The sequence below is a fragment of the Clostridium sp. AM27-28 genome, assembly GCF_003480955.1.
GTDB classification, from domain to species: Bacteria; Bacillota; Clostridia; order Lachnospirales; family Lachnospiraceae; genus Otoolea; species Otoolea fessa.
On record NZ_QUJT01000005.1, the window covers coordinates 96,444 to 115,569 of the forward strand.

Consider the following 19,126-nt stretch of genomic DNA (forward strand, 5'->3'; position numbering starts at 1 on the left):
AGAGTGTGTGATTGGGGTAAATTAGAAAAAATTCAGGTATTATGTATTATTAAGTAGAAAAGAGACGCATTCGTAAAATGAAAGAAGCGTCTCTTTTTCTGTTGCTTGTATGGATTTCAAGGATGAAGCAGTTATACTGTGTGACGGACTATTTGCGGTACAAATATTTTGGAAGTCCGTTTTCCATAATATGGGAAACGTCCCCTTGGATCAGCGGCTGCGAGTAAGCCAGGAAATCATCGCTGACATCGGTACCGTTTTTCGTGATCCACTCAGCAGGTACTTTCTTTTCCTGATTGCAGATCAGATTGACATCCTTGAGAACTGGATGAATTTTATATACAGTGTTACGATGTTTTACGCATGAAGCGGATGCTGCGCCTAAGTCCGCAGCGTTTGAAACGGCAGCAGCTGCATGAACAGGTTCAGAAGCAGCTGTATCAGTCTCACGCTCAAATGCGACCATCTGTCCAGTGTGACCGTCCAGGGCTGCCTGGACGCCGAAACGACCTGCCATTTCAGCCTCGTTTAAATCAGTACCGGAAACGGTGAGACCGGAGCAGCGCTGGTTGACGTTGAGCTCAACCGAGCGCACCTTGACGCCGAACTGGTTGCGGACATAATTTTCCAGAATTTTGCCGCATCCGGCTAACATTTTGTGACCGAAGGTGTCGACCTGGGCTTCGGTTGAATATTCGCAGATAAAACGACCACCGTGGTCGCGGATGCCCTCGGAGACGCAGACGATGACATTCGCTGTCTTTTCAAACGCTTTCTTTAAGTCGTCATTAAATTGTGCCAGCTCAAATGGAGCTTCCGGCAGATAGATTAAGAGCGGATTGTCACCGGCTTCCTTGCGTGCTAAGGCAGAGGCAGCCGTCAGCCATCCGGCATGGCGTCCCATGATCTCAACGATGGTGACCGATTTCTGCTGATAGACAGAGGCGTCCAGCGCAATTTCACGGACGGATGCAGCGACATAGCGGGCAGCGCTGCCGTATCCCGGCGTGTGATCGGTCAGGACGAGATCGTTGTCGATCGTCTTGGGAATGCCGATAAAGCGGATCGGGCTTTTGATCTGCGCCGCATAGCGGGAAAGCTTGCTGACGGTGTCCATCGAGTCGTTGCCGCCGATGTAAAAGAAATAGCCGATGTCCAGCCGCTCCAGTTTTTCAAAGAGGACGCGGTAGAAGCTGTCGGAGAGGTTCTCAGGGAGTTTAAAACGGCAGGAACCCAGATACGCCGCCGGAGTCAGGCGAAGAAGTTCCAGATCGTCATCGGAGAGTGTTTCTGAAAGGTTCATATAAGAATCCGCGAGAAAGCCCTCGATTCCATTGATCATACCGTAGACGCAGCCAACCGCATCGCTGTGGCGCGCACCTTCGCAGATAACGCCGTAAAGGCTCCCGTTGATAACCGCGGTCGGTCCGCCGGACTGTCCGACTAAGATGTTTTTCTTGTTCATAAGGTAAATCTCCTTTTTGTGAGGTAAGTACAAGGTTTATGATATAAAAAGTTTCAAATCAATATAAAAATGTACATAAAATGATTTGCTGGAGTTGTATTTTTCATAGAGGTAAAAATAAATTAAAAAGTACAACTCAAAACGTATCTATTGTAACGGAAAGAGAGGAAGAAAGCAAGGGAAAAAGGTATGTATGATAAATAATATGAAAACCGGATACTCGGAAGCAGATAAAAGGCGTATAAAAATTTGGAGATTGATGTATAGAATAACAGAAACGGGTCATACTGTTAGTATCACAAAAGAGAAATTTTTGAATACTTATCCTCCCCTTTTTAATACCCTGTTCGTTGGCTTTGTGCAGCGGACGGGGTGTTTTTTTGTTTCATAGGAAATTACCGAAAAGCCTTTTTTAACAGGAAAACCGCGAATTTTAACCCAGATTAGCTTGCAGAGAAATGGAAGCTGCCGCTCAATCATCTATTTTTGATAATGATTTTGCAACAGCCTCTTTGTTCTTGTGATTAAAAGTATTTCCGATTCCCCCACAAATTTGCCTTTTTCAGATCCAGATACTCATTGTAGGCTTTTTCCAGGATCTGTTTTTCGTTGGAAAATTTCAGAAGGTGGTAGGCTTCGTAAAATTTGTAGTAGCCGGAATCGACGAAGTATTCTTCGCGCTGCGGCTTGCTGTAGTAGCTGTCCGCCATCATCAGATACCAGTGCACGGTCTTTTCGATGGTATCCTGAGGGGTGTTGAAGGTGTACTGGCTTTTGCCAATGTACTTGATGATGGAGGCGGCGACGCCAGTCTCCTCATGAACCTCCCGGAGGGCGGTCTGCTTGAAGTCTTCGCCCGGTTCTACGGTTCCCTTGGGAAGAACCCAGCCTTCGTATTTGTTCCGGTAGTTTTTGTAAAGAACGAGTAATTTTCCCCGAAATATAACCACACCGCCGCAGCTCGTTGCTTCGATCATCTGCAATCCCTCCTGTCCTGGTGTGTGCATGGAAGTTGATTCGTGGCGTATATCCGTGTGCCGGGAACCAGCTTTATGCATATGATTTATACTGGTTTTAGTATACCGCGTTTTGCATGATTATGCAAGATTGGAAAGTCACATAAGGCATCATGAGAAAATCCTGTTACAGTTTGTACAATGTGTGAACTGTAAAAAATCATAAGAAAGATATAAGAAACAGAAGAAAGAAAATCTGGTATGATGAAGATGGAAATGGCTCATATTACAAAAGAATGCAGGCATATGTGCAGCGGAACCTAAAAAATACACAGAATTTGGATGATAGAATTACGAAAAAAAGACAGGAGGCAGGAAAATGGCACAGACAGAACAGAAGAATCAGAATGTAAAAAAACAGTTTGAGGAGCTGCAGTCTCTTTTGGAGCGGGCGATGGCGCTTCAGACGTCGATGGTTTTGTTTGAGTGGGATGATGAGACGCTGGCGCCGAAGGGTGCAGCGGAGCATACCGCGCGGGTGATAGGTTCACTTTCGGAGCAGTATCAGGAGATTCTGGCGTCAATGCGTTTTAAGGAGCTGCTGGATGTCTGCCAGAAGGCAGAAAAAGAGAATGCGGGCGTATTTGATGAGGTGAAGTCGGCAATTCTCCGGGAAGCAGCCGAGGAGCAGGAGCGGCTTTCCTGCATTCCGCCGGAGGAATACCGTGCGTATGCAGAACTTACGGCGCGTGCGACGGGAATCTGGACGCGTGCGCGAGAGAAAAATGATTTTGCTTCATTTGCCCCTGTTTTGAAGGAGATTATTTCCTATCAGAAGAAATTTGCGGCGTACCGGGCAAAGCCGGGACAGAAGCTTTACGATGTGATGCTGGATACCTACGAAAAAGGTTTTAATATGGAGATGTTAGATCCATTTTTTGAGCTGATGAAAGGGAAAATTGTGCCGCTTTTGAAAGAATCGGCAGAGCGCTCGAAGATGGTTCCGGACGCCTTTTTATCCGCAGATTATCCGGAGGCGGCGCAGGCAGAGGTGGCGCGTTTCCTAGCAGAATATGAGGGCTTTGATTTTGACCGGGGAGTACTGGCACTCAGCGCCCATCCGTTTACGACGAATCTGCACAATCATGATGTACGGATTACGACGCATTATCAGAAACGGATTGATTCTTCGATTTTTTCCGTGCTGCATGAGACGGGACATGCTATCTATGAATTTGGCATCCGGGATGACTTGACACAGACGCTGGTGGGGCAGGGAACTTCGATGGGAATGCATGAATGCCAGTCCCGTTTCTTTGAAAATATCGTGGGACGCAGCCGTGCATTCTGGAAACCGATTTATGGAAAAGTGGCGCAGATGTTTGGAAGCCCGCTGACGGAGACGAGTCTGGAGGATTTTCTGGCGGCGGTTAATAGAACCGTTCCGGGGCTGATCCGGACGGAAGCGGATGAGCTTTCTTATCCGCTGCATGTGCTGGTGCGCTATGAAATTGAGAAAATGCTGATTGAGGAGGATCTGGAGGTCGAGAAACTGCCGCAGATCTGGAATGATAAGTATGAAGAATACCTGGGAGTACGCCCATCCACGGATCGGGAGGGCGTACTGCAGGATATTCACTGGTCACAGGGATCGATCGGCTATTTTCCGTCCTATGCATTAGGAAATGCCTTTGGCGCGCAGATTTATCACCAGATGAAGAAGGAATTGCCGCTAGAAAAACTACTGGAGGCTGGAAACCTGGGGGAAATCCGCGAATATCTGCGGAAAAATATTCACCAGTATGGCAAATTGAAGGACAGCCGTCAGATCCTGCGCGATATGACGGGGGAAGATTTTAATCCGTCATATTATGTGGCATATCTGGAAGAGAAGTATGGACGGCCGGAGAAAGAGCAGTAAGGCGGTCGATCTGTTCTTTCTTGAATTCCAGAGAGGAATGAAAATAGTATTCAAGCGTGACTTTCAAATCGGAGTGTCCCAGAATTTCGCTGAGCGTTTTGGGATCCATGCCATTTGTGATACAGCGGGTGGCAAACGTGTGTCGGATTGCATGAAAATTCAGATAGCGCAGTCCGGCTTGTGATAGAATGCGCTGGTAGTGATTCTGGAAGGTTCGCGGATCCATCGGGGAGCTGGCAGATTGTGACAGCAGAAAATAATCCGGGTGTTCCGGATGAGAATAGGGCTGTAGGATCGACAGAAGGAAAGCGGGCAGGGGAACCAAACGGTTGGAGGAGATGCTTTTGGGACCGGATAAAATGAGTTCTGCTTTTCCAGCCAGATGGAAAGAAGATCGTTAAAGTACATTGTTTCGTTTTTCATGATGAAACCTCCTGTATAAAAAATAGTTGTCGTGGACAATCGTTATTTTACAGGTAGATATGCAGAAGAAATATGTGACTGCTTATGGCGGATGGTTTTGAAATGAGATGTGTCTATATGATGACTGACGAAAATATTACAGCAAATGCTGACAAGAAGATTCTTTTTTGGTATAATCCCGAGTTTGACACTTGTAAATAAAAAAAGTCGCTCCAAACCTTTTATTTATGGGGCTTGAGCGGCTTTTTTGATTCGCGCCGATATGTGCTATATATCTGGCAGATTTCTGAAGATTTTTTGTGTTTTTTATAATGGTTCGCATTCTGGATTTCGAAATAAATTCCAGATCTGTACGGAAATCGAAATGATCGTGCAGATCGTCCGTTAAATCCGTTCTTTTGTAAGATGGAGTATATCCAAGATTTCCAGGCAATAACGTTACCTGCATGGCTCTCAGGGTAGTGAGAAGAGCGTTGCAAGTGTATTTATCATCCAGCTTTTTTCTAATAACCGGTAAATAAGAAGACTGAGATAGCAGGTCAGAAAGTGTGCTTTAATCCTGTCCTCACGTCTGACGTAAACAGGACGTGCCTCGAATTCGGTTTTCATAATCCGATATGATGACTGACGAAAATATTACAGCAAATGCTGACAAGAAGATTCTTTTTTGGTATAATGAGACAGAATATGTACATGACTGAGAAGAAAGTCTATATCGAAGGCGCCAGTCAGGCGCTATTTAGGGATAAACGACATATTTTATAGAAGATTCTATTTTGAAGAATCAATAGATTTATCATATTCTTGAGATAGAGATACGAAGGCGGGAGTGTCTGAGGCGGTATGATGGCAGCGGCTCGCCTGGTTGAAAAAAGGAGGAATAATTGTATGTGTGGTATCGTAGGATATACAGGAGACCAGCAGGCGGCTCCGATCTTATTAGCGGGTCTGGAGAAGCTTGAATATCGTGGATACGATTCAGCAGGTCTGGCAGTCAGAGACGGAGAACGTGTACCGGAGGTTGTAAAGGCGAAGGGACGTCTGCGCGCGCTGGCAGAGAAGACAGACAACGGACGCGCAATGCGGGGCAACTGCGGTATCGGTCATACCCGCTGGGCGACACACGGGGAGCCGTCTGAGAACAATGCACATCCGCACTGCACGGATGACCGCAGCGTGGTAGCGGTTCACAATGGTATTATCGAAAACTATCAGGAAATTCGCGAAAAACTGATTAAAAGTGGATATACGTTTTATTCAGATACTGATACAGAGGTGGCTGTAAAGCTGATCGATCATTATTATAAGAAATACAACGATGGACCGCTCGATGCGATGGCGCGTGCGATGATGCGTATCCGTGGCACGTATGCATTGGCGGTTATGTTTAAGGATTATCCGGAGGAGATCTTTGTAGCCCGTCAGGATAACCCGATGATCATCGGAGTAGGCGAGGGTGAATCCTTTATCGCGTCAGATGTTCCGCCCCTGCTTCCATATACCCGCAAGGTATACTATATCGGCAACCAGGAATTGGGACGCTTACATAAGGGAGAGATTACTTTCTATAATATTGATCAGGAAGAGATTCAGAAAGGACTTGTGACGATTGAGTGGGATGCAGAAGCTGCTGAAAAGGGAGGTTATGAGCATTTCATGATTAAGGAGATCCATGAACAGCCGCGTGCGGTTCGGGATACATTAAATTCAGTCATCCGCGATGGTCATATTGACCTGACCGAGGCGGGACTTTCCGATGATGTCATTCGTTCGTTAAAGCGTATTTATATCGTAGCGTGTGGTTCTGCTTACCATGCAGGCGTGGCAGCGCAGTATGTGATCGAAGATCTGGCGCGTATTCCGGTCCGCGTCGAGCTGGCTTCCGAGTTCCGTTACCGGAACCCGATTCTGGAAGAGAACAGTCTGGTTATTATCATCAGCCAGTCGGGCGAGACAGCCGACAGCCTGGCAGCCCTGCGTCTGGCAAAGAGCCAGGGCGTTCCTACGATGGCGATTGTCAATGTAGTGGGTTCCACGATTGCGCGTGAGGCAGATCATATTTTCTACACACTGGCAGGTCCGGAGATCGCGGTGGCGACCACCAAGGCATACAGCACACAGCTGGTTGCCGGATATCTTCTGGGCGTACAGTTTGCCCATGTGCGCGGTACGATCACAGAAGAAAAATATGAAGAACTTCTTGCAGCCTTGCAGGAACTGCCGGATCAGATCGCGAAGCTGCTCGAAGATGACAAAGAACGCATCCAGTGGTTCGCAGCGAAATATGCCAATGCAAAAGACGTGTTCTTCATCGGCCGCGGCATCGACTACGCAGTCAGCATGGAAGGCAGCCTGAAATTAAAAGAGATCAGCTACATCCATTCCGAAGCATATGCAGCCGGAGAATTAAAACACGGAACCATCAGCCTGATTGAGGATGGTATCCTCGTAGTCAGCATCCTGACCCAGGAAGCACTGTATGAGAAGATGATCAGCAACATGGTAGAAGTAAAATGCCGCGGTGCGTACCTCATGGGACTCACAACCGCAGGCAATTACAACATCGAAGACACCGTCGATTTTGCAGTCTATGTACCGAAGACCGACGAACATTTCACACCGAGCTTAGCGGTAGTGCCGCTGCAGCTGCTGGGATATTATGTAAGTGTTTCGAAGGGACTGGATGTTGATAAGCCGAGAAATCTGGCGAAGAGCGTTACGGTAGAGTAAGATGGTTTTTTAATTATTTATAGCATAGCAAGAAAAAACCTGGAATTAATACAGAAAAAAGAAGCCCCCATCAAGATGCAGAACAGGTTTTCCCTGAATCAGTTGTACGCATCTTGATGGGGCTTCTTTTTTCGTCTCTATCGCGAATATTGCTATTTTTTCTCCACCCCATGCTCACTCATCAAAGATTTCATCACATAAGCATAAATCTCTTGGCTTCGATCCTTCCAGTGATTGCACATGATTTCCGCCTGCTCCTTATCCGGAACGGAGATATCGAGATTGACAAGAACGGCTTTTCCTTCCCGCACCTCGCAGTGAACGATGTAGTCCTGATTGGTCGATTTATAGAAATCGGAGATCAGTCCTACCTCGTTTCGCATGCGGAAGCGGTTCTGTTTCAGGTATTCATCCATGTCGCTGACGATGGCAGGAGAGATGTTTTTGCCGAAAAATTCCAGCGTTTCCTCGCCCTCCTTAGTGATCTCATAGCGGGAGCTGTTCCGCATCGTCTCTTTTTTTACCAGACCTGCATCCAGAAGCTCGTTCAAGGCCTGCTGGAGTGTGAAATACGTGGTGTACTCGCGATCCAGGAAAAAATTGGAGAGCTGCGCGTTGGTCAGCGGAAAATTGACCTGGTGCAGCATATAGAGATTCATCAGTTTGTAAAGTGTCATCGGTTCAGCCAGCATGGAAAAACTCCTTTATTATTATTTCGTAACGGTGTAAATTTTGTGCGGTCCTTACGGTAAATGCGAGAATTGCTTGAATTGTTACGTTTATTTCTTAATGTGTTCCTTCACAGCCTTGGAAACAGCGTCAGCTACACGCGGATCAAATGCTGCCGGAAGAATGTTCTCGTCGCTCAATTCGCTGTCATCAACCAGAGCAGCAATTGCGTTGGCAGCAGCCAGTTTCATTTCTTCGGTGATAGCGGTTGCGCGTCCTTCCAGAGCGCCGCGGAAGATGCCTGGGAAGATGAGAACGTTGTTGACCTGGTTCGGGAAATCGGAACGTCCGGTTCCTACGACTCTTGCACCAGCAGCTTTTGCCAGATCCGGCATGATCTCCGGAACCGGGTTTGCCATTGCAAAGAGAATGGAATCTTTATTCATGGAAGCAACCATCTCCTGGGAAACGATGCCCGGAGCAGACACGCCTACGAAGATGTCAGCGCCTTTTAATGCATCGGCAAGTGTGCCCGTCTTGTGCTCTAAGTTGGTAACTTCGACCATCTTTTCCTGCATCCAGTTAAGCCCTTCCATGCCCTTGCAGAGCATACCGGTCTTATCACACATGGTGATATGCGGGAATCCGTAGTTTAAGAGCAGTTTGGTGATGGCAACGCCTGCGCTTCCGGCGCCGTTGACAACGACGCGGCAGTCTTCCTTCTTCTTGCCGGTTACTTTCAGGGCGTTGATGATGCCTGCCAGTACGACGATGGCGGTTCCGTGCTGATCATCGTGGAAAACCGGAATGTTTAACAGTTTCTTTAAACGTTCCTCGATCTCAAAGCAGCGCGGTGCGGAGATGTCCTCCAGGTTGATACCGCCGAATGCCGGGGCAATGCGGACAACTGTCTCGATGATCTCCTCGGTGTCCTGTGTGTCGAGGCAGATCGGGAATGCATTGATGCCGCCGAACTCTTTAAACAGAACGGCTTTTCCTTCCATAACCGGCATAGCTGCTAACGGTCCGATATTGCCAAGTCCCAGAACGGCGCTTCCGTCGGAGACAACGGCTACAGTGTTGGACTTGATGGTGTAGCGGTATGCAGCTTCCGGATCTTCTGCAATTACCTTACATGGTTCTGCAACGCCCGGTGTGTATGCCAGAGCCAGATCCTCTCTGGTTTTTACCTGTACTTTGGAGACGGTATCGAGCTTGCCGTTCCATTTTTCATGAAGTTCGAGTGCTTTTTCATTGATCGTCATGGTTTTTATCCTTTCGAATGCTTTCATTTTATTCTTACATTATAATAGCAATTTTGACATTTTAAATCAAGATGCATATTTTAGAATGCGGGAAGGGCAGTACCATGTTACTGTACACACACAGTACCACTTATTTATAATACTTATACCTATCATGTAGCATAGCATATAAATGAAGTCCGTAAATGTTATTTTTATGCATAAAACACATGAAAAATGCATAAAACACGTTTTTATACAAAAATTATTCATAAAAATGCAAAAAAAGTATTGCATAATTAGGATCAAGGAGGTATAATCTGGGTAATTTCACGTGAGGCATATAAATCTGCCGGTCTTAGTTGACTGGATGGACAAAGAAAAAAGCATCACGCAGGCAAATGATTGGAGGAAATGAAAAATGGCTAAGAAATATAATAAAATTGTTCTTGCATATTCAGGCGGTCTGGACACATCGGTTTTAATCCCGTGGCTGAAAGAAAACTATGGCTGTGAGGTTATCGCAGTTTCCGCTGACGTAGGTCAGGGTGCGGAGCTGGATGGTCTGGAAGAGAAGGCATTAAAGACAGGTGCTTCCAAGCTGTACATCGAGGATCTGAAGAAAGAGTTCGTAGATGAGTACATCATCCCGACCATGAAGGCTGGCGCTACTTATGAGCATTACCTGTTAGGTACTTCCTTCGCTCGTCCGATTATCGCTAAGAGAATCGTTGAAATTGCGAAGAAAGAGGGCGCAGACGCTATCTGCCACGGCTGTACCGGTAAAGGAAACGATCAGGTTCGTTTCGAACTGGCTATCAAGGCATTTGCTCCGCAGATGGATGTTATCGCTCCGTGGCGTTTCTGGGAACTGAATTCCCGTGAAAAAGAGATCGAGTACGCAGAGGCTCACAACATTCCGTTAAAGATTACGAAAGAGACCAACTACTCCAAGGATAAGAACCTGTGGCATCTGTCCCATGAGGGTCTGGATCTGGAGGATCCGGCAAACGAGGCTCCGATCAACAAACCTGGATTCCTTGAGTTAGGCGTATCTCCGGAGAATGCACCGGATAAAGCTACTTATGTAACCATCCACTTCGAGAAAGGTGTTCCGACCAGTGTAAACGGCGAGGAGATGGATGCAGAGAAGGTAATCGAGGTTCTGAACAAGGTAGGCGGTGAGAACGGCTGCGGACTTCTGGATATTGTAGAGAACCGTCTGGTTGGCATGAAGAGCCGTGGTGTATATGAGACTCCTGGTGGAGCTATCCTTTACAAAGCTCATGAGAAACTGGAAGAAATCACTCTGGACAAAGAGACACAGCACTACAAACAGCAGCTGGCTCTCAAGTTCGCTGAGTTAGTATACAATGGTCAGTGGTACACACCGCTGCGCAAAGCAATGAGCGCGTTTGTTGATTCCACACAGGAGACCGTAACCGGTGATGTAAAACTGAAACTTTACAAGGGCAACATCATTCCGGCATCTGTTACATCTCCATACACCCTGTATTCCGCAGGCATGGCTACATTTGATGAGGATGACTGCTACAACCAGGCAGATTCCGCTGGATTCATCAACCTGTTCGGACTTCCGATCAAGGTTCGCGCCCTGAACGACGAAGTTCTGGCAGCAAAGACCGGCGAGCATTTTCCGAGCGTAGAATAATTTAGGAAAATAATAAATAATCTGCAGGCGACAAGCCCGCAGCCGATGGTGACCATTGGTTTTCCGGTATCTGCCGGTTCCAATGGTCGCATTGGTTCTAAATCAGAGAATAAAAAGGAGTTTACACTTATGGCAAAGTTATGGGCAGGACGATTCGGAAAAGAGACAGATCTGGAGGTAAATGATTTTAACTCATCGATTTCCTTTGACTGTCGTCTTTATAAGGAAGATATCACAGGCTCCATGGCCCATGCGGCTATGCTGGGCAAGCAGGGCATCATTGCGAAGGAAGAATCAGACAAGATTATCGAAGGACTGAAAGGTATCTTAGCGGATATTGAGGCAGGTAAGATTCATTTCTCACAGGATTATGAGGATATTCATATGAATGTAGAGCAGATTCTGACCGAGCGCATCGGCGATGCCGGAAAACGTCTTCACACGGCGAGATCCAGAAATGATCAGGTTGCACTGGATATGCGTCTTTACGTGAAGAAAGAGATCGTGGCGATCAAAAAGGAAATTCTCGATTTCATGGAAGCACTCTGCGAGAGCGCAAAGAACAATCTGGAAACTGTTATGCCGGGTTATACACATCTGCAGCGTGCACAGCCGGTTACATTTGGACATTATATGATGGCATATGCCAATATGATGCGCCGTGATGTAATCCGTCTGGAAAACTGCTTAGAGGGCATGGATGATATGCCGCTCGGCTCTGGCGCGCTGGCTTCCACGACTTATCCGATCGACCGTGATTTTGTACGCCAGCAGCTTGGATTTGCCAGAGTGACCAACAACTCCTTAGACGGTGTTTCCGACCGTGATTACTGCGTAGAGCTGACGGCAGCGTTATCCATTCTGATGATGCATCTGTCCCGTTTCTCTGAGGAGATTATTTCCTGGTGTTCCTGGGAGTTCAAGTTTGTAGAGCTGGATGACGCATTTTCAACCGGTTCCTCCATCATGCCGCAGAAGAAGAATCCGGATGTCTGCGAGCTGGTCCGCGGCAAGACCGGTCGCGTGTACGGCGATCTGTTTACCCTTCTTACCATGTTAAAGGGTATTCCGCTGGCATACAACAAGGATATGCAGGAAGACAAAGAGGCAGTTTTTGATGCGATTGACACCGTAAAACAGTGCCTGCGCGTGCTGACTCCAATGTTCTCCACGATGCAGATCCTGAAAGACAATATGAAGAAAGCGGCTCTGAAAGGCTTCATCAACGCAACGGACTGTGCAGATTACCTGACCAAGAAGGGAATGCCGTTCCGTGATGCATACAAGACAGTCGGACAGCTGGTTGCACAGTGTGTACGTGAGGACAAGTCTTTAGCCGATCTGACTCTGGAAGAGTACAAGACGCATTCGGATGTCTTTGAGAATGACGTATATGAAGCGATAGACTTAAAGACCTGTGTACGTGGACGTAAGGTGATTGGTGGACCGGCTCCGGAAGAAGTAACCCGCCAGATTTCTGTGATTGAGAAATTTGTAAGCGAACACAAGGTTCAGGAGTAGGACAGGAAACGGGGGACGAACAATGGCGAAACCGAAGATTTATATAGACGGAAAAGAAGGAACAACCGGACTGCAGATTTACGATCGTCTGGCGAAAAGAGGGGACATCGAGCTGCTTCTGATCGATGAGGCAAAGCGCAAGGACATGGAAGAGCGAAGAAAGCTGATTCATGCGGCGGATATCGTATTCCTGTGCCTGCCGGATGCGGCAGCGGTTGAGGCAGTTGCACTGGCGGAAGGTTCTGGGGCGCGCATCATTGATGCATCTACCGCGCACCGGACAGCCAAAGGATGGGCGTACGGCATGGCGGAACTTTCAAAGGAGCACCGCGAGGCGATCAAAACATCCAGCCGGGTGGCGAATCCAGGCTGCCATGCAACTGGATTTATCACTTCCGTTTATCCGCTGGTGGCGCAGGGGATCATCCCGAAGGATTATCCGATGACAGTCTTTTCCCTGACCGGCTATTCCGGCGGCGGTAAAAAGATGATTGCCGAGTATGAATCGCCGGAGAAGCCGCAGAGCTATTTCGCACCCCGTATTTATGGTCTGACGCTGAAACATAAGCATCTACCGGAGATGCAGAAGGTCTGCGGACTTGATTATCCGCCGGTCTTTAGTCCGATCGTGGATGACTACTATAAAGGAATGGCGGTCACGATCCAGCTTCAGAACCGCCTCTTAAACGGCGGGACGACCGCGGAAGATATCTATGAGAAGCTGGCTGGCTGGTATGACGGACAGAAGCTCATTAAGGTACATCCGTTTGGATATGACGGTATGATCGCGGCGGCAGATATGGCAGGTCGAGACAGTCTGGAGCTGATTGTCAATGGTCACGGGGAACAGACCATGGTGACGGCGCTCTTTGATAATCTTGGAAAGGGTGCTTCAGGCGCAGCCGTTCAGAACATGAACCTGATGCTCGGATTTGAGGAGACAACTGGACTGGCACTATAGAAAAGTGCTATAATAAAAGAACGGCAGATGGTTTTTTTAGATATTTTGGGGTTGAGAGATAAAACCATAAAATAGCTGCGGGGGACTATAGACGCGAAGTTATATAAAAATGTACTCTCGGAGTCTTTCTGCACTTGCTTTTGTGGCTGATTTTCCGCCAGCCGCACCCGAATTTCATCAACGTACGCACCGCGTACGCCTCAGAAATTTGGGCACAACTGACAAAAAAACATCTCACAAAATCAAGCACAGAAAGATTCCGAGAGTACATTAAAAATGACAGGAGGAATGTCATATGAAGATAATCGAAGGCGGTGTTTGTGCTGCAAAAGGATTTAAAGCGGGCGCGATGCGCTGTGGAATCCGCAAATCTCATACAAAAAAGGATCTGGCGATGATCCTTTCGGATTGTGTCTGCAACGCATCGGCGGTTTATACGACCAACCGCGTCAAGGCATCACCGATTTTACTGACAAAGGAACATCTGGCCGACGGAAAGGCACAGGCGGTTATTGTCAATTCCGGAAATGCGAACGCGTGCGCTCCGTTTGGCATGGAGAATGCAAGAAGACAGGCAAAGGCAGGCGCGCGTGCGCTGGGCGTTTCGGAGGAAAATGTAATCGTAGCATCGACCGGCGTCATCGGTCAGACGCTTCCGGTTGAGGCGATCGAGGCTCATGCAGGCGAGATGGAGATGAAATATGACAACTCCCTGGTAGCTGCAGAAGCGATCATGACGACCGATACAAAAGTGAAGACGATCGCTGTTGAATTTGATATAGATGGAACAACCTGCCACATCGGCGGTATCTGCAAAGGTTCCGGCATGATCCACCCGAATATGGGAACGATGCTGTGCTTCATCACAACCGATTGTGCAGTCAGCAGCGAGATGATCCGCAAGGCGCTGTTATTCAATGTAAAACGTACCTTCAACCGTGTGACCGTTGACGGCGATACCTCCACCAACGATATGTGTACCGTTCTGGCAAATGGTATGGCTGGCAATGCGGAGATTACTGCAGAAGGTCCGGCATACGAGGCATTCTGCGAGGCATTGCAGACGGTCATGCAGGATCTGGCTCGTAAGATTGCGGCAGACGGCGAGGGCGCAAGCAAGCTGATGACCTGTACCGTGAAGGGAGCGAAGGATGAGGAGACAGCCGAGGTACTGGCAAAATCCATCGCCGGTTCTTCCCTGACCAAAGCAGCAATGTTCGGTTCCGATGCGAACTGGGGACGCGTTCTCTGCGCGATGGGCTATTCCGGAGCTGAGTTTAACACGGAGAAAGTGTTAGTCGAGTTTGCTTCCAAAGAGGGCAGCATTGCGGTCTGTGAGGACGGCAGAGGACTTGATTTTGATGAAGATCTGGCAAAGAAAATCTTAAGCCAGGATGAAGTGGAGATCAATGTAACACTTCAGGAAGGCAGCGGAAGCGCTACCTGCTGGGGATGCGATTTGACCTATGATTATGTGAAGATTAATGGAGATTATCGGACGTGATGAAAACAGGATCAAAAATGAGCGCAGAAGTCCTGGTAGAGGCACTGCCTTATATTCAGGAATATGCAGGTAAAATTATCGTTGTAAAATACGGCGGAAACGCCATGATTAATGAAGATTTAAAGCAGGCGGTGATCGAGGATATCGTCCTTTTAAATCTGGTAGGAATCAAGGTCGTGCTGGTACACGGCGGCGGTCCGGAGATTTCGGAGATGCTCAAAAAAACCGGAAAAGAGTCTAAATTTGTCAAAGGTCTGCGCTACACAGACCGCGAGACGATGGATATTGTCCAGATGATTCTCTGCGGCAAGGTTAACAAAAACCTTGTTTCCCTGTTTGAGAAAGCAGGCGGACATGCCGTTGGTCTGGGCGGCATGGACGGCGGACTCTTCAAGGCGATCCAGTTAGTCGATCCGGATGGAACGGAATACGGCTATGTGGGAGATATTAAAGAAGTCAATGAGAAAGTCGTTCTCGATGTTTTAAATGAGGGCTTTATCCCGGTTGTTTCATCCGTGGCAGCAGGCATGGACGAGGAGACAAACTATAACATCAATGCAGATACGGCAGCGGAGAAGCTGGCGGTGGCACTGAAAGCGAAAAAACTGATTCTTCTGACGGATGTATGCGGTCTGATGCGCGATCCGAAAGACGATTCGACATTGATTCCGAGACTGAAAGTTTCCGAGGTTCCGGCACTCATCAAAGAGGGCGTGATCTCCGGCGGCATGATTCCGAAGGTAGATTGCTGCGTTGAGGCAGTGCGCCAGGGCGTAGAACGTGCCAATATCCAGGATGGTCGTGTGCCGCACTCGATTCTGGTCGAGCTTTTGAGCAATGACGGTGTAGGAACCATGTTCTCGTAAACAGCAGATGAACTAGATTCTGCACGAATCCGGGCTGTTTTAGCTGAAATGCAGGACGGATGCTGGAAGCTTTGCGGGCAGATGTGGGCGTTAGGAGGTTTTTTATGACTTAGGAGGTTTTTTATGACATTTGAAGAAATCAAGCAGGGCGAAGAAACATATATCATGCATACATACGGCCGCTTTCCGATTGCGCTGGATCACGGAAAAGGCGCGACGCTGTGGGATACGGAGGGAAAGAAATACATTGATCTGACCTCCGGCATCGGTGTCAACAGTCTTGGTCATGACAACGATGCGCTGACGACTGCGATATCGGAGCAGGCACATAAGCTGATGCACGCCTGCAACCTGTATTACACCGAGCCTATGGTGCAGGCAGCAAAGAAGTTGGTCGATGCAGCCGGAATGGGAAAAATCTTTTTTGCAAACTCCGGTGCGGAAGCCAACGAGGGTATGATCAAGCTGGCAAGAAAGTATTCCTTTGACAAATACGGCGAGGGAAGAAATAAGATTATCACGCTGAAACAGTCCTTCCACGGACGTACCGTGACGACATTAAAGGCAACCGGACAGGACAAGTTTCATCAGTATTTCTTCCCATTTACGGAAGGATTTGATTATGCGGCAGCCAATGATATCGAAGACATGAAGCGCAAGATCGATGGTACGACCTGCGCTGTCATGATGGAGATGATTCAGGGCGAGGGCGGCGTCCTTCCGCTTGATAAGGAATTTGTACAGGCAACTGCCGAGTTCTGCAAGGAGAAGGACATCCTGCTTCTGATTGACGAGGTTCAGACGGGCATTGGACGTACCGGAAGCCTGTTCTGCTATGAGCAGTACGGCGTTCAGCCGAACATCATCAGTATGGCCAAGGGACTCGGCGGCGGTGTTCCGATCGGTGCTGTTATGGCGGATAAGAAATGCCAGGATGTACTGGGCGCCGGTACGCACGGTACAACCTTCGGCGGCAATCCGCTCTGCTGTGCGGCTGCCAATACCGTATTAGATATCGTAAATAAGCCGGAATTCCTGAAATCGGTTCAGGAAAAGGGCGAGTACCTGAAAAAGGAGATTTTAGCGATCGGTTCTCCAAAGGTAAAGACTGTTCGCGGCATGGGATTGATGTTAGGCATCGTAGTGGACAAAGATGAGAGAGCTGCGATGGTCAGTCAGTTGATGGAAAAAGGCGTCCTGGTCCTGACAGCCGGTACAGAGGCGATCCGTCTGCTTCCGCCGCTTGTCATCACGAAAGAGGAGATGGACGAGGCAATCGCTGCTATGAGGGAGGTATTTTAGACATGAAGCATTTATTAAAGCTGTTAGACTGCACACCGGAGGAGATTACCTCGATCCTGGATCTGGCAGATCAGTTAAAATATGAACGAAAACATCACATTTCACATCGTCTTCTGGAGGGCAAATCTATCGGCCTGATTTTCCAGAAGTCATCCACCCGTACCAGAGTTTCCTTTGAGACAGGTATGTTCCAGCTCGGCGGACAGGCACTGTTCCTTTCCTCCCGCGACTTACAGATCGGACGCGGTGAGCCGGTACAGGATACCGCACGCGTACTGTCCCGTTATCTGGACGGCATCATGATCCGTACCTATGAGCAGAAAGAAGTGGAGGATCTGGCAAAATACGGTTCTATCCCGATCATCAACGGTCTGACTGATTTCTGCCATCCGTGCCAGGTACTGGCTGACCTGATGACGATCCGTGAGAAATACGGCGTACTGAAAGGGCTCAAGATGTGTTACATCGGCGACGGCAACAACATGGCGAACTCCCTGATCGTAGGCGGTCTGAAATCGGATATGCAGGTATCTATCGCAACTCCGGATAATTACCGTCCGGCGAAGGAAGTGCTGGATTTCGCAGCTGGCAATGACGCATTTACACTGGTAAATGATCCGATCAAGGCAGTGGAAAATGCAGACGTTGTCATCACAGATACATGGACTTCCATGGGTCAGGAAGAAGAGAAGAAGATCCGCCAGCAGGCATTCCAGGGATATCAGATCAATGATGAACTGATGGCTGCGGCAAAACCGGGGGCGATGGTAATGCACTGTCTGCCGGCTTACCGTGGACAGGAGATTACCGAGAAGATCTTTGAAGAACATGCGTCAGAGATCTTTGAAGAGGCGGAAAACCGGTTGCATGCCCAGAAGGCGGTTATGGTTACGCTGATGAAATAGAAATATATAGAAATGCATAAAAATGGCAAGGTGACGCGCCAGAAGCCAAATGCCCTCCGTTGCGGTTTCGGAGCCGGTAACACTAGGCTTGCATAGATTTGTTAAAAGCAGAGTCCAAAATACAAACTCGCTTCGCTCAGACAGGTGTATTTTGAACTCTAACACAAATCTCTGCGAGCCAAGAGTTACCAAGACTCCTGCAAATGCAACGGAGGGCATTTGGCTTCTGGCGCTGTATGTTGTATGCTTTTTGGGGTGTTTAAAAGGTGGAAATGTATGTTATAATTGGCATAAATAGTACAATATAAAAAATTTAGCAGATTAAGAAAATTTTAGGAGGTATCAGTATGACAAAAGAGGAGATTTCAGCGCGTCAGCAGCAGGCGTCTCAGTTTCATGCAATGGGGTATAATTGTGCCCAGTCGGTGGCGTGTGCGTTTGCGGATAAGGTGGATTTGGACAAGGTGGCGCTGTTTAAGGTGACGGAGGGGCTTGGTCTTGGCATGGGCGGCATGAATGGTACCTGCGGGGCCATTTCGGCGGCGGCTGTGCTGGCGGGGCTGAAGGATAGTACCGGGGATCTGGAGCTGGCGAATTCGAAGGCGGTTTCTTATAAGGATGCCAGAGAGTGCATCGCGCGTTTCCTTGAGAAGAACCAGAGCGTGGTCTGTAGGGATTTGAAGGGTGTGGAAACGGGAAATGTGCTGCGTGCCTGTCCGGACTGCATCAGCGATGCGGTGGAGATTATCGGAGAAGTATTGTTCTAATATATCCTCGCAAATGGGCACGTTTGAAACTGTAAGTGCCGTACAGCAACGCGCGGGCAGCCGACTTTGTTACTGTTCACGCATACGTGCCCAGTAACGGAATTTGCCGTGGCTTCGCATTTAAATACGGCAAATTCCTGCTGCCACCACGTTTTCTTACGGCACTTTCGGTTCCAAAAGTGCCTACCTGTGAACAGTAACCCGATTTTGCCGATGATAA

15 protein-coding genes are annotated in these 19,126 nt (G+C 48.1%); 10 read left to right on the top strand and 5 right to left on the bottom strand.

From position 1 onward, the window contains the following. Positions 1 to 148: 148 nt before the first annotated feature. The gene (locus DW720_RS07255; protein WP_118490580.1) at positions 149 to 1,465 is read right to left on the bottom strand and encodes a 6-phosphofructokinase; all 1,317 of its coding nucleotides are present in this window, start codon (positions 1,463 to 1,465) and stop codon (positions 149 to 151) included. A 524-nt stretch (positions 1,466 to 1,989) separates the two neighbouring features. After that, positions 1,990 to 2,442, bottom strand: a complete 453-nt coding sequence (locus DW720_RS07260) for an NUDIX hydrolase (protein ID WP_022358438.1) — start codon at positions 2,440 to 2,442, stop codon at positions 1,990 to 1,992. 358 nt (positions 2,443 to 2,800) lie between these two features. On the opposite strand from DW720_RS07260, the gene DW720_RS07265 reads away from it, so the two are divergent. Beyond that, a complete protein-coding gene (locus DW720_RS07265) occupies positions 2,801 to 4,342 on the top strand; it encodes a carboxypeptidase M32 (protein ID WP_118749438.1) in 1,542 nt (513 codons plus the stop codon). Between the two features lie 159 nt (positions 4,343 to 4,501). Here the strand turns inward: DW720_RS07265 and DW720_RS15930 are convergent, their stop codons facing one another. After that, a complete protein-coding gene (locus DW720_RS15930) occupies positions 4,502 to 4,765 on the bottom strand; it encodes a hypothetical protein (protein ID WP_243099714.1) in 264 nt (87 codons plus the stop codon). An 888-nt stretch (positions 4,766 to 5,653) separates the two neighbouring features. Between DW720_RS15930 and glmS the strand changes: the two genes are divergently transcribed. Continuing rightward, complete coding sequence (gene glmS, locus DW720_RS07280) at positions 5,654 to 7,495, top strand: glutamine--fructose-6-phosphate transaminase (isomerizing) (protein ID WP_118749440.1); 1,842 nt, start codon at positions 5,654 to 5,656, stop codon at positions 7,493 to 7,495. A 152-nt stretch (positions 7,496 to 7,647) separates the two neighbouring features. Here the strand turns inward: glmS and DW720_RS07285 are convergent, their stop codons facing one another. Together DW720_RS07285 and DW720_RS07290 are read right to left on the bottom strand one after the other, a co-directional pair. Continuing rightward, positions 7,648 to 8,187: a DUF4364 family protein gene (locus DW720_RS07285; protein WP_107000108.1), complete on the bottom strand. Its 540-nt coding sequence runs from the start codon at positions 8,185 to 8,187 to the stop codon at positions 7,648 to 7,650. An 87-nt stretch (positions 8,188 to 8,274) separates the two neighbouring features. Then, complete coding sequence (locus DW720_RS07290) at positions 8,275 to 9,429, bottom strand: NADP-dependent malic enzyme (RefSeq protein ID WP_117796457.1); 1,155 nt, start codon at positions 9,427 to 9,429, stop codon at positions 8,275 to 8,277. A 400-nt stretch (positions 9,430 to 9,829) separates the two neighbouring features. Here DW720_RS07290 and DW720_RS07295 point away from each other — a divergent pair, with 400 nt between their 5' ends. The 8 genes from DW720_RS07295 to DW720_RS07330 all read left to right on the top strand — a co-directional run bounded on the left by DW720_RS07295 (position 9,830) and on the right by DW720_RS07330 (position 18,906). Then, a complete protein-coding gene (locus tag DW720_RS07295) occupies positions 9,830 to 11,080 on the top strand; it encodes an argininosuccinate synthase (RefSeq protein WP_022358444.1) in 1,251 nt (416 codons plus the stop codon). Between the two features lie 129 nt (positions 11,081 to 11,209). Beyond that, complete coding sequence (gene argH / locus DW720_RS07300) at positions 11,210 to 12,601, top strand: argininosuccinate lyase (RefSeq protein WP_022358445.1); 1,392 nt, start codon at positions 11,210 to 11,212, stop codon at positions 12,599 to 12,601. A gap of 22 nt (positions 12,602 to 12,623) precedes the next feature. After that, positions 12,624 to 13,562 (top strand): N-acetyl-gamma-glutamyl-phosphate reductase, encoded by a 939-nt coding sequence (gene argC / locus DW720_RS07305; protein WP_118749441.1) that lies wholly within the window; start codon positions 12,624 to 12,626, stop codon positions 13,560 to 13,562. Between the two features lie 295 nt (positions 13,563 to 13,857). Beyond that, on the top strand, positions 13,858 to 15,066 hold the full coding sequence (gene argJ / locus DW720_RS07310; RefSeq protein ID WP_118749442.1) for a bifunctional ornithine acetyltransferase/N-acetylglutamate synthase: 1,209 nt from the start codon (positions 13,858 to 13,860) through the stop codon (positions 15,064 to 15,066). Next, positions 15,066 to 15,932 carry an acetylglutamate kinase gene (gene argB / locus DW720_RS07315; protein ID WP_118472016.1) on the top strand — a complete coding sequence of 289 codons (867 nt, stop codon included), beginning with the start codon at positions 15,066 to 15,068 and terminating at the stop codon, positions 15,930 to 15,932. Before argJ ends, argB begins: the two co-directional genes overlap by 1 nt. Positions 15,933 to 16,055: 123 nt before the next feature. Beyond that, entirely contained in the window at positions 16,056 to 17,234 is a 1,179-nt protein-coding gene (locus DW720_RS07320) for an aspartate aminotransferase family protein (RefSeq protein ID WP_107000102.1), read from the top strand. 2 nt (positions 17,235 to 17,236) lie between these two features. After that, a complete protein-coding gene (gene argF, locus DW720_RS07325; protein WP_022358782.1) occupies positions 17,237 to 18,139 on the top strand; it encodes an ornithine carbamoyltransferase in 903 nt (300 codons plus the stop codon). A 347-nt stretch (positions 18,140 to 18,486) separates the two neighbouring features. Beyond that, positions 18,487 to 18,906, top strand: a complete 420-nt coding sequence (locus DW720_RS07330; RefSeq protein ID WP_118749443.1) for a C-GCAxxG-C-C family protein — start codon at positions 18,487 to 18,489, stop codon at positions 18,904 to 18,906. Positions 18,907 to 19,126 lie beyond the last annotated feature (220 nt).

What these genes read in the sequence shown, in the direction of transcription:
- DW720_RS07285 (WP_107000108.1), bottom strand. Translation starts at nt 8,187, where the DNA reads ATGCTGGCTGAACCGATGACACTTTACAAACTGATGAATCTCTATATG.
- argJ (WP_118749442.1), top strand. Translation starts at nt 13,858, where the DNA reads ATGAAGATAATCGAAGGCGGTGTTTGTGCTGCAAAAGGATTTAAAGCG.
- argB (WP_118472016.1), top strand. Translation starts at nt 15,066, where the DNA reads ATGAAAACAGGATCAAAAATGAGCGCAGAAGTCCTGGTAGAGGCACTG.
- glmS (WP_118749440.1), top strand. Translation starts at nt 5,654, where the DNA reads ATGTGTGGTATCGTAGGATATACAGGAGACCAGCAGGCGGCTCCGATC.
- DW720_RS07265 (WP_118749438.1), top strand. Translation starts at nt 2,801, where the DNA reads ATGGCACAGACAGAACAGAAGAATCAGAATGTAAAAAAACAGTTTGAG.
- DW720_RS07255 (WP_118490580.1), bottom strand. Translation starts at nt 1,465, where the DNA reads ATGAACAAGAAAAACATCTTAGTCGGACAGTCCGGCGGACCGACCGCG.
- DW720_RS07290 (WP_117796457.1), bottom strand. Translation starts at nt 9,429, where the DNA reads ATGACGATCAATGAAAAAGCACTCGAACTTCATGAAAAATGGAACGGC.
- argH (WP_022358445.1), top strand. Translation starts at nt 11,210, where the DNA reads ATGGCAAAGTTATGGGCAGGACGATTCGGAAAAGAGACAGATCTGGAG.
- argC (WP_118749441.1), top strand. Translation starts at nt 12,624, where the DNA reads ATGGCGAAACCGAAGATTTATATAGACGGAAAAGAAGGAACAACCGGA.
- DW720_RS15930 (WP_243099714.1), bottom strand. Translation starts at nt 4,765, where the DNA reads ATGAAAAACGAAACAATGTACTTTAACGATCTTCTTTCCATCTGGCTG.
- argF (WP_022358782.1), top strand. Translation starts at nt 17,237, where the DNA reads ATGAAGCATTTATTAAAGCTGTTAGACTGCACACCGGAGGAGATTACC.
- DW720_RS07330 (WP_118749443.1), top strand. Translation starts at nt 18,487, where the DNA reads ATGACAAAAGAGGAGATTTCAGCGCGTCAGCAGCAGGCGTCTCAGTTT.
- DW720_RS07320 (WP_107000102.1), top strand. Translation starts at nt 16,056, where the DNA reads ATGACATTTGAAGAAATCAAGCAGGGCGAAGAAACATATATCATGCAT.
- DW720_RS07260 (WP_022358438.1), bottom strand. Translation starts at nt 2,442, where the DNA reads ATGATCGAAGCAACGAGCTGCGGCGGTGTGGTTATATTTCGGGGAAAA.
- DW720_RS07295 (WP_022358444.1), top strand. Translation starts at nt 9,830, where the DNA reads ATGGCTAAGAAATATAATAAAATTGTTCTTGCATATTCAGGCGGTCTG.